At 69.7% G+C, this 10,388-nt stretch carries 8 protein-coding genes and 1 tRNA gene; 5 read left to right on the forward strand and 4 right to left on the reverse strand.

What is annotated here, in order from left to right; genetic code table 11:
• Positions 1-241: 241 nt before the first annotated feature.
• Positions 242-314: transfer RNA gene (locus tag G6024_RS03925), tRNA-Val, on the reverse strand.
• Between the two features lie 97 nt (positions 315-411).
• Positions 412-846, reverse strand: coding sequence for a DUF3052 domain-containing protein (locus G6024_RS03930; RefSeq protein WP_096905691.1), 435 nt, complete (start codon positions 844-846; stop codon positions 412-414).
• 306 nt (positions 847-1,152) lie between these two features.
• On the opposite strand from G6024_RS03930, the gene aceE reads away from it, so the two are divergent.
• The 5 genes from aceE (at position 1,153) to G6024_RS03955 (ending at position 8,326) form a co-directional block, all read left to right on the forward strand.
• Positions 1,153-3,948 carry a pyruvate dehydrogenase (acetyl-transferring), homodimeric type gene (gene aceE, locus G6024_RS03935; RefSeq protein ID WP_159148114.1) on the forward strand — a complete coding sequence of 932 codons (2,796 nt, stop codon included), beginning with the start codon at positions 1,153-1,155 and terminating at the stop codon, positions 3,946-3,948.
• A gap of 5 nt (positions 3,949-3,953) precedes the next feature.
• Positions 3,954-5,198 carry a PucR family transcriptional regulator gene (locus tag G6024_RS03940; RefSeq protein ID WP_159148116.1) on the forward strand — a complete coding sequence of 415 codons (1,245 nt, stop codon included), beginning with the start codon at positions 3,954-3,956 and terminating at the stop codon, positions 5,196-5,198.
• Between the two features lie 155 nt (positions 5,199-5,353).
• Positions 5,354-6,280 carry an ACP S-malonyltransferase gene (locus G6024_RS03945; protein WP_096905694.1) on the forward strand — a complete coding sequence of 309 codons (927 nt, stop codon included), beginning with the start codon at positions 5,354-5,356 and terminating at the stop codon, positions 6,278-6,280.
• A gap of 102 nt (positions 6,281-6,382) precedes the next feature.
• Positions 6,383-6,634, forward strand: a complete 252-nt coding sequence (gene acpM, locus G6024_RS03950) for a meromycolate extension acyl carrier protein AcpM (RefSeq protein WP_067714230.1) — start codon at positions 6,383-6,385, stop codon at positions 6,632-6,634.
• A 255-nt stretch (positions 6,635-6,889) separates the two neighbouring features.
• On the forward strand, positions 6,890-8,326 hold the full coding sequence (locus G6024_RS03955) for an acyl-CoA carboxylase subunit beta (RefSeq protein ID WP_120285770.1): 1,437 nt from the start codon (positions 6,890-6,892) through the stop codon (positions 8,324-8,326).
• A gap of 218 nt (positions 8,327-8,544) precedes the next feature.
• Here G6024_RS03955 and G6024_RS03960 read toward each other — a convergent pair whose 3' ends face one another.
• Together G6024_RS03960 and G6024_RS03965 are read right to left on the reverse strand one after the other, a co-directional pair.
• On the reverse strand, positions 8,545-9,054 hold the full coding sequence (locus G6024_RS03960; protein WP_159148118.1) for a DUF3145 domain-containing protein: 510 nt from the start codon (positions 9,052-9,054) through the stop codon (positions 8,545-8,547).
• A 202-nt stretch (positions 9,055-9,256) separates the two neighbouring features.
• Complete coding sequence (locus tag G6024_RS03965) at positions 9,257-10,132, reverse strand: serine hydrolase domain-containing protein (protein WP_159148120.1); 876 nt, start codon at positions 10,130-10,132, stop codon at positions 9,257-9,259.
• Positions 10,133-10,388: the final 256 nt, after the last annotated feature.

The raw sequence follows: 10,388 nt of genomic DNA on the forward strand, positions 1-10,388 counted from the left end.
GGCGGCGATCCCGCGAACGGTGACTCGTCGGGCGGCGGCTCAGACGGCGGCGGCCGGGGAGCCACCGAGCTCGACGAGGCGTCCGCCCGTGAACGCGCGATGCGGGCCCGCTACGGCGACCGCAACGACGCCGAGCAGCGCAGGGCTTTCCGCCGAGCGGACCGCCTCCGGACCTGACCACCTACGCCGAGCCCTCGGCACCGGGTGCGGTCGGTTGTCATCGGTCGGTCTTCATCATCGGTGCGCGCGGAGGGAATCGAACCCCCGACCGCTGGTGTGTAAGACCAGAGCTCTAACCGCTGAGCTACGCGCGCGTGCGCACCGACGCGTCGATCGCGCCGGTGCGGTCAGATTATCCCACCCGGGACAGCGCCCCACCCCGGGGCGCACGAGGGGTCCGGGGTGCCGCGATCACTTGCGGGGCATGCTGTTCTTCCGCAGGGCGAGCCGGCTTCCGGCCCAGTCCCCGAGCGCGGCGGTGCGCGTCTGCAGCATCCCCGCGGTCTGGGCGGACTCCGCGATCACTGCGGGCACCACATGCCCGTCGAGCCCTGTCTTGGGGGTGAGGACCCACACCGAGCCGTCGTCCGCCAGGGGGGTCATGACGTCCATGAGTCGGTCGACCAGGTCGCCGTCACCGTCCCTCCACCAGAGCAGTACCGCGTCGACCACCTCATCGGTGTCCTCCTCCAGCAGCTCTGATCCGACGGCGTCCTCGACGGCCTCGCTGATCGACTCGTCACAGTCGGAATCCCATCCGACCTCCTGAACGAGCATGCCCTCCGTCAGTTCGAGCTGACCAGCTACCTGGTCCGCTCCGTCCTGCTGGTTCGCCGCGGCGACCACCGTGGTGTTCCTCCCTCTACTCCGTCGTGCTACTTCTCGGGTCTTTCGCTGACCAGGAACACTACCCGCGCACACCCGCCGGGGAAACGACTACCGCCCATTTGGCGGTGTGTCGGCTCAGGCGACGGTGTCGCGCGTCACGCTTTGGGGCACAATCGGAACCGGTGGGCCTACGGTGGCCCGCCCCGAGCCCGACGCGATCCGCCCACACCTGCGGGCCGCGGCCCGGGCCCGACGATGTACCACGACATGTGGTGGCCCCACCGGGCGTCCACGGTACGAATCACAGAAGTGAGGACGATACGCATGAGCGGAAACGAAGGCCCACGGGACGGGACCGCACCCACCAACGTGCCGATTCTCCGGGAAGGGGTCGCCTCCTACCTGGCGGACTCCGACCCCGAGGAGACCCAGGAGTGGATGGACTCGCTCGACGGCCTGCTCGCCGAGGCCGGGCCCGAGCGCGCCCGTTACCTCATGCTGCGTCTCCTCGAGCGGGCCTCCAAGCAGCGTGTTCCGCTGCCCGCCCTCACGTCCACCGACTATGTCAACACCATCCCCACGAGTCTCGAGCCGGAGTTCCCCGGCGACGAGGCGGTGGAGCGGACCTACCGTCGATGGATCCGGTGGAACGCCGCCATCATGGTCCACCGCGCCCAGCGGCCCGGGATCGGCGTGGGCGGTCACATCTCCACCTACGCCGGGGCGGCCCCGCTCTACGAGGTGGGGTACAACCATTTCTTCCGCGGCAAGGACCATCCCGGCGGCGGCGACCACATCTACTTCCAGGGCCACGCCTCCCCGGGCATGTACGCCCGGGCCTACCTCGAGGGCCGGTTGCGGGAGCAGGACCTCGACGGGTTCCGGCAGGAGAAGAGCCATCCGGGGCGTTCACTCCCCTCCTACCCCCACCCCCGCTCGCTGCCCGAGTTCTGGGAGTTCCCCACGGTCTCGATGGGTCTGGGGCCGATCAACGCCATCTACCAGGCACGGTTCAACCGCTACCTCCACAACCGCGGCATCAAGGACACGTCGCAGCAGCACGTGTGGGCGTTCCTCGGTGATGGTGAGATGGACGAGGTCGAGTCGCGCGGCGCGCTGCAGATCGCCGCGAACGACGCCCTCGACAACCTCACCTTCGTCATCAACTGCAACCTCCAGCGTCTCGACGGGCCGGTCCGAGGGAACGGCCAGATCGTCCAGGAGCTGGAGTCGTACTTCAGCGGCGCCGGCTGGAACGTCATCAAGGTGGTCTGGGGTCGCGAATGGGACGCCCTGTTCGACAAGGACACCGAGGGCGCGCTCGTCTCGCTGATGAACTCGGTCTCCGACGGCGACTACCAGACCTTCCGCGCCAACGACGGCGCCTGGATCCGCGAGCACTTCTTCGGCCGCGACCCCCGCACCGCCAAGCTCGTCGAGGATATGACGGACGACGAGATCTGGGCGCTGCGCCGCGGCGGGCACGACTACCGCAAGATCCACGCCGCGTACAAGGCGTCGCTCGAGCACACCGGCCGGCCGACGGTCATCCTGGCCCACACCATCAAGGGCTTCGGACTGGGCCAGAACTTCGAGGGCCGCAACGCGACCCACCAGATGAAGAAGCTGACGCTCGACGACCTCAAACTGTTCCGCGACAAGCAGCAGATCCCCATCACCGACGAGGAGCTGGAGGCCGATCCGACCCAGCCGCCCTACTACAACCCGGGGCCGAACTCGCCGGAGATCCGCTACATGCTGGACCGCAGGTCCGCCCTCGGCGGGCACGTCCCCGAGCGGCGCCAGACCTTCACCCCCCTGGCCGTGCCGGGCATCGACGCCCTGAAGTCACTCCGCAAGGGGTCGGGTAAGCAGGCCGTCGCCACCACCATGGCGCTCGTGCGGACGGCCAAGGAGCTCATGCGCGACGAGTCCCTGCGCGACCGTTTCGTGCCGATCATCCCCGACGAGGCCCGCACCTTCGGCATGGACTCGTGGTTCCCCACCCTGAAGATCTACAACCCGCACGGGCAGAACTACACCTCGGTCGACCACGACCTCATGCTGAGCTACAAGGAGGCCAAGGACGGCCAGATCATGCACGAGGGCATCAGCGAGGCGGGGTCCGTCGCCGAGTTCACCGCCGCCGGGACCGCGTACGCGACCCACGGCCAGCCGATGATCCCTCTGTACATCTTCTATTCCATGTTCGGGTTCCAGCGCACCGGCGACGGCATCTGGGCCGCCGCCGACCAGCTCGCCCGCGGCTTCCTGCTGGGCGCCACCGCCGGCCGCACCACGCTCACCGGCGAGGGCCTGCAGCACATGGACGGCCACTCCCCGCTGTTGGCCGCGACCAACCCGGGGATCATCTCCTACGACCCGGCGTGGGCGTACGAGGTCGCCCACATCATGCGCGCGGGCATCGAGCGCATGTACGGCCCCGGCGCGGCCAACGAGACCGAGACCGACGGCATCGACCGCAACGTGTCGTACTACATCACCCTGTACAACGAGCCCGTTCCGCAGCCGGCGGAGCCCGGGGACCTGGACGTCGACGCCCTCCTGCGCGGTCTGTACCGCTTCCGCGCGGCGGAGGCCGGGAGCCACAAGGCCTCCATCCTCGCGTCCGGCGTGGCGATGTATGCGGCGGTCGAGGCGCAGAAGATGCTCGCCGACAAGTGGGACGTCGCGGCCGACCTGTGGTCGGCGACCTCGTGGACGGAGCTCGCCCGTGACGGGTTCGAGTGCGAACGCCACGAGCTCCGCCACCCCGATCAGCAGCCGCGCATCCCGTTCGTCACCGCGGCACTGGCGTCGGCCGAGGGGCCGAAGGTCGCGGTGAGCGACTTCCAGAAGGCGGTTCCGGACCAGATCCGCGCCTGGGTCCCCGGGGACTTCACCGTCCTCGGATGTGACGGCTTCGGGTTCTCCGACACCCGGCCCGCCGCCCGCCGCTTCTTCAACACGGACGCCGAATCGATCGTCGTGGCCGTCCTCGCGGGCCTGGCCCGCGAGGGGACCATCGACAAGACCACCCTGCTCGAAGCGGCGCGTCTGTACCGGATCGACGACGTCATGGCCGCCCCCGAGCCGACGACGGACCCCGGAGTGGCGTGACAGACATGGCCGACCCCGGGACCGGGGAGAGGGACGCACAACCCGTCCGGCGACGCTCCGCGACGCCGCCGGACGATCGTCCCGTCTCCGATGCCCTGCTCAAGCGCATCACCCGGTACTCGGGGACCCTGTCGACCGAGGCGGTCCGCGCGTTGGAACAGGATCTGGCGTTCTTCGCCGAGTTGTCCGCCGACCAGCGGGCCGAGATCCAGCTGATCATCCAGAGCGCGGTGCGCGACTTCGTCACCTGGATGCGCAACCCCGAGGCTCCGCACACGGACACCATCGCGGGGTTCAAGTTGCTCCCCAAGGGGCTCGGCCAGGGGCTGACCCTGCAGCAGACGGTCCAGCTCGTCCGGTCGACGTGTGAGTACTTCGAGCTGGTGATGCCCCGGATCACCCACAACGAGCGCCAACGCGGACTCATGATCACCGCGGTGCTCAAGTTCGGCCGTGAACTCGGCTTCACCGCGGCGGCGGTCTACGCCGCCGCCGCGGAGAACCGGGGAGCCTGGGATACCCGAATGGAGGCGATGCTGGTCGACGCCGTGGTCCGCGGCGATCGTCATGCCGACCTCGCCTCCGGGGCCTCGGCCCTGAACTGGGACCCCACCACTGCGGCGACGGTGATCGTCGGCAGGCCCCGTGAAGAACTGGGACTGGCGTCGGTGCCCGCCGCCCACAAAGCCGCGGTCGCGGCCGGCCGGCACGCACTGGCCGTGGTTCAGGGCGCGCGCCTCGTCGTCATCCTCTCCGGGGAGCTCGAGTCCTCCTCCGCGGTCCCGGCCGAAGTCCTCGACTCTTTCTCACCCGACGCGCCGGTCGTCGTCGGGCACACGGTGAGCTCCCTCGCCGAGGCCCCGGACAGCGCGACCGAGGCGCTCTCCGGCGTGGCGGCGGTCTGTGGCTGGCCCGGCGCCCCCCGACCGGTCGCGGCGATCGATCTCCTGCCCGAGCGGGTCCTCGCCGGCGACCGGGGCGCGGCGACGATGTTGGTCGACCGGGTCGTCACACCGCTGAGGGGCGCAGACACCTCGGTCGAGAACACCCTCCGGGCCTATCTGGACTCCGGTGGGCACGTCGAGGCGTGTGCCCGCGAGTTGTACGTCCATCCCAACACCGTGCGATACCGCCTCAAGAGAGTGAGTCAAATCACCAAATTCGATCCACTTAACGCGAGGGACGCTTTTGTCCTGAGAATCGCCCTCGTCCTCGGGAAGTTCGCCGACCGAAGCACTCAGGAGTCGTAATCAATCACTCCCGTAACAGGGTGTAACGAAACCGAACCGTCCGGAGATGGACGACCAGCCAGCTCGCCATTTGTGGGAAGCGCACAAAATCCTGGCTGTGTTTCTGGCTTGGGGAACATCATCCTAAGAGGGGCCGGGCGTGTTCTCTGATACCCGTGCTTTGCCTTACTGCCCCTGGACAAGGGTCTCAGAAAGCCGGGATGCTCGCGCCCTGGCTCGAGTTGCCCGGTGCCTCGGACCGTCTCGACGAGTGGTCCGCATCGAGCGGACTCGACCTCGAGCGTCTCGGCACGACTGCGACCCTGCAGGAAATCACCGACACCGCGGTGACCCAACCGCTCGTCGTCGCCTCGGCCCTGCTCGGTGCCGCCGAGTTGCGCCGGCGCGGCCAGGTGCCCTGCGACACGATGGTGGCCGGCCACTCGATCGGCGAGATCGCCGCGCTGGCGATCGCCGGGGTGGTGTCGGAAGCCGACGCCCTGCGTCTGGCGTCCGTCCGCGGTGCCGCGATGTCCCGGGCGTGTGCCGAGCGCCCCACCGGCATGATCGCGGTGCTGGGCGGGGTCGAGGCCGATGTCCTGCTGTCGCTGGACACCGCCGGGCTGCAGCCGGCCAACCGTAACGGCGCGGGCCAGATCGTGGCCGCCGGCCCGCTCGAGGCCTGCGACGCCCTGGAGCAGAATCCACCGAGCCGGGCGCGACTGCGCCGGCTGGAGGTCGCCGGGGCGTTCCACACCCACCACATGGCCTCCGCCGTCGACGAGGTCCGCGACCTGGCCGACACGATCGAGGTCAACGACCCGGAGCTGACGCTGGTCTCCAACGCCGACGGCATGGTCGTCACCTCAGGTCGCGACGCCCTCGACAGGGTCGTCTCCCAGATCACCCATCCCGTCCGGTGGGACCTCTGTACGCAGACGATGCTCAAGTTGGGCGTCGATGCGTTCATCGAGCTGCCGCCCTCCGGCTCACTCGTCGGGTTGGCCAAGCGCATGATGCGTGACGTTCCCCGGTACGGCGTGACCACCCCCGAGGACCTCGAACTCGCCCTCGAGTCGGTCCCCGCACTCAGCGGCGCCTGACCGCTCCTCCCACCCCCGATCGTCGGCCCCGGCCGGCGATCGCGACCAGACCATCCGTCGCGCCCGCCGGGCACGGCACCACCCATCAGAAAGGGACACCACATGGCACGCACCGAGGCCGAGATCATCGCAGGACTGGCGGAGATCGTCGAGGAGGTCACCGGGATCGAACCCTCCGAGGTGACCCCGGAGAAGTCCTTCGTCGACGATCTCGACATCGATTCGCTCTCCATGGTGGAGATCGCCGTGCAGACCGAGGACCGCTACGGGGTGGAGATCCCCGACGAGGACCTCGCCAAGTTGCGTACTGTTCAGGACGCGGTCGACTACATCCAGAAGCTCGACCAGAGCTGACATCCGGCCCCGTGTGCCGGGGCGGGGACGCAGTCAGGGCCGAAGGTGCGGTCGGTGCACCACGTCGAGCCCGCGTCCCCTCCCCCACACAGGGCCCAGCAATGATCACCTCGCTCACCGCGGGGTGCCGGGCGGGAGGTCCGGACCGGGACGGGGGTCCCGATCCGAACGCCGATCGCCCACAAGCCAGTCCGGGGGTCCATCGCAGGCGCGCTCTCCCTCCCAGGGACGCGCGCCGAGGAAAGGACTGCACATATGACCATCACCAGCCCTGTTGACCAGAACACCCAGATCGACCCTCGAGATCCCGTCGTCCGGCTCGAGAACCTCTTCGACCCGGCTTCGCTCGAGTTCATCACCGAGCCCGACGCCTCCGGCGCCATGGCCGCACGCGGCCTGATCGACGGCGAACCCACCATCGCGTACGCGACGGACGCCACTGTCATGGGTGGCGCCATGGGCCTGGACGGGTGCCGGCACATCGTGCACGCCATCGACGTGGCGATCGACGAGCATCTGCCCGTCGTCGGCGTTTGGCACTCGGGTGGGGCGCGACTCGCGGAGGGCGTCGAGGCGCTGCACGCGGTCGGCCTCGTATTCGAGGCCATGGTCCGCGCATCGGGCCACGTGCCCCAGATCTCCGTCGTGCTCGGGCCCGCCGCCGGCGGCGCCGCCTACGGCCCCGCGCTGACCGACGTCGTCATCATGGCGCCGGCCGGCAAGATCTTCGTCACCGGTCCCGACGTGGTCCGCTCAGTCACCGGCGAGCAGGTCGACATGGAGGGCCTGGGCGGCCAGGACGTGCACCACCGCAAGTCGGGGGTGTGCCACATTGCCGCGACCGACGAGCGCGATGCCCTGCACCGGGCGCGTCGTCTCGTGACCCTGCTGTCCGCGCAGGGTGAGTTCGACCCGCGTGCCCTCGAGGGCGATCACACCGATCTTGCGGGCCTGCTCCCCGACTCACCGAAGCGCGCGTATGACGTCCGTCCTCTCGTCCACGGGTTGCTCGACTCCTCGGAGCTCGACGGCAGCACCACCTTCGAGGAGCTGCAGGCCAAGTGGGCCCCCAGCATCGTGGTGGGCTTCGGCCGGATGTCCGGCCGCACCGTGGGTGTCATCGCCAACAATCCGCTGCGGTTGGGCGGTTGCCTCAACTCGGAGTCCGCGGAGAAGGCCTCACGGTTCGTCCGGCTCTGCAACGCCTTCGGCGTGCCGCTGGTCGTGATCGTGGACGTCCCCGGTTACCTGCCCGGCGTCTCGCAGGAGTGGGACGGCGTGGTGCGCCGCGGCGCCAAGCTGCTGCACGCGTTCGCCGAGGCCTCGGTCGCCCGGGTCACGCTCGTCACCCGCAAGATCTACGGCGGTGCCTACATCGCGATGAACTCGCGCGCTCTCGGAGCCTCCGCCGTGTTCGCCTGGCCCGACGCCGAGGTCGCGGTGATGGGCGCCAAGGCCGCCGTCGGCATCCTCCACAAGCGCACCCTCGCGGCGGCACCCGAGGACGAGCGGGAGGCGCTGCACGACCGTCTGGCCGATGAGCACGCGGCCATCGCCGGTGGCGTGGGGCGCGCGGTCTCCATCGGTGTGGTCGACGAGGTCATCGAGCCCACCGACACCCGCCGACGCATCGCCGAGGCGCTGGACGCGGCCGCGCACACCCGCGGCCAGCACAAGAACATCCCGCTGTGACCTGACCCCGGCCGGAGCACTTTCGGCAGATCCGCACCCGACGACTGCGCCCCCTCCCCGATCTGACGGGAGGGGGCGCAGTCGTGTCCCGGGACGACGCGGTGGCCACCCGCAGCCGGTGCCGGGTGCCGCCAGCGTGTCGCGCACACGAGTCAGCGCCCGCCCCGAGAACTGGGGCGGGCGCTGTCCGGAGTGCGGGAGTGCGGTGGTGCGGTGGGTCAGCCGACCCGGGAGAGCCAGGTGACCTCGGCGGCGGCCGGGTGGCCGCGCAGCGGTTCGAGGGCGCGGTCCCAGGCGGCGCCGAGCTCGTCCTCCACCGCGGCATGGAAGGCGGCGGGTCCGGCCTTCATGAGATGCCGGAGCCGGTTCTCGCTGAGCACCACGTCGCCACTGGCGCCCGTCTGCCCCCGCCACATCCCGAGTTCGGGCGTGTGGGAGAAGCGTTCGCCGTCGACGAGGTCGCTCGGGTCCTCGGTGACCTCGAAAGACAGCATCGACCACTTGGCCAGCGAATCGGCCAGACGCGCGCCGGTGCCGACCGGGCCGATCCAGTCGACGATCGCTTTGCGAGCGCCCGGCTGGGCCGGCTGGTCCTCCCAGCGCATGGCTGAGTTGGCGTCGAGCGTGGCTGCGAGAGCCCACTCGACGTGAGGGCATAACGCGGTAGGCGCGGCATGGATGAACACCACGCCGGTCGTCGTATCCGCGAGATAGTTATGGTCAGACATCACTTCACTCCCGACTCACTGAGGGACGTCTTCCCCAACGACCTCACGAAATCGTGTGAATGATGTTGCTTCTGTTGTTTGTAGTTAACACTGTGCCTGAAGTGATTGAATTACACCAGCGACACTTCTCGACTCTCAGCAAAGTTACAGCACGGTGATTCCCGCGCCCGGCACGAGTGCGGGCGTGTCGCGGGTGGCGGACTCACCCCCCGAGCGAGTCCTCTTCGCGCGAACGCCGGGTTGCCGCATCGACCACCCTGTCGGACAGTTCCGGCCACAGCGGCTTGGCCCAGTCGCCGAAGTCGCGGTCGGTGAGCACGATCAGCGCCGTGGAGATCTCCGGTTCGACCCACAGCAGGGTCCCGGACTGCCCGAAGTGCCCGAAGGTCGCGGGCGAATTGTGCTGCCCGGTCCAGTGGGGGTGCTTGGCGTCGCGGAGTTCGAAGCCCAGGCCCCAGGGGCACGGCTTGTGCATGCCGTACCCGGGCACGATCCCGTCGAGGCCGCGGAACTGTTCGGTCACGGCCTCCTCGAGGGTCTCGGTCGCAAGCAGCCGCGGGGCCACGAGCTCGCGGGCGAACGCGATGAGGTCGGCCAGGCTGGCGGAGGCCCCGTGCCCGGCGGAGCCCTCGAGCGTGGTGGACTCCATGCCCAGCGGCTGACACACAGCCTCGTGGAGGTAGTCGCCGAACGCGATCCCGGTGGCGTCGGCGATGTGGTCGGCCAGCACCTCGAACCCGGCCGAGGAGTAGATCCGCCGTTCCCCCGGCTCCGCGCGGACCTTGTCGCGGTCGGCGAAGTCCAGCCCCGAGGAGTGGGCGAGCAGGTGACGCACCGTGGACCCCTCGGGCCCCGCGGGGTCATCGAGGCCGATGGCCTCCTCCTCGACGGCCAGGAGCGCGGCCACCGCGACGAGGGGCTTGGTCACCGAGGCCAGGCGGTACACGCGGGTGTCGTCGCCGTGGACCGCGAGGGCGCCGTCGGGGCCGACCACCGCGGCCGAGACGGTGTCCACCGGCCAGTCCGCGACCACCGACAGTGCGGTGGAGAGCCTGTCTCGATCGAACTCGTTCGACATCGGTTCCTCTCTGGTTCGCGTGCGACCGGCGGCGCCGGTGTCCGTGACGGCCGCGCCGGTGAGGTGTGGCGTCCGTGCGAGCCAGTCTGTCAGGTCGGGCCGGGCGCCGCGGTCAGGTCCGCGGCACGTCGCGACGCCGAAAGCCGGCCAGCCCCACGGCGACCAGCACGACTGTCACCGTGAGGAGCACGGCCACGCCGATCGCGTTGACGGGGCCGACGGGCGCGGTGCCCACCGCGCCGAACGGGGACAGGCG

Origin of the sequence: Dietzia maris (assembly GCF_014144855.1) — a bacterium.
GTDB lineage: Bacteria > Actinomycetota > Actinomycetes > Mycobacteriales > Mycobacteriaceae > Dietzia > Dietzia kunjamensis.

Coding starts and splice junctions, on each gene's coding strand:
- aceE (WP_159148114.1), top strand. CDS start 1,153: ATGAGCGGAAACGAAGGCCCACGGGACGGGACCGCACCCACCAACGTG.
- G6024_RS03940 (WP_159148116.1), top strand. CDS start 3,954: ATGGCCGACCCCGGGACCGGGGAGAGGGACGCACAACCCGTCCGGCGA.
- acpM (WP_067714230.1), top strand. CDS start 6,383: ATGGCACGCACCGAGGCCGAGATCATCGCAGGACTGGCGGAGATCGTC.
- G6024_RS03955 (WP_120285770.1), top strand. CDS start 6,890: ATGACCATCACCAGCCCTGTTGACCAGAACACCCAGATCGACCCTCGA.
- G6024_RS03960 (WP_159148118.1), bottom strand. CDS start 9,054: ATGTCTGACCATAACTATCTCGCGGATACGACGACCGGCGTGGTGTTC.
- G6024_RS03965 (WP_159148120.1), bottom strand. CDS start 10,132: ATGTCGAACGAGTTCGATCGAGACAGGCTCTCCACCGCACTGTCGGTG.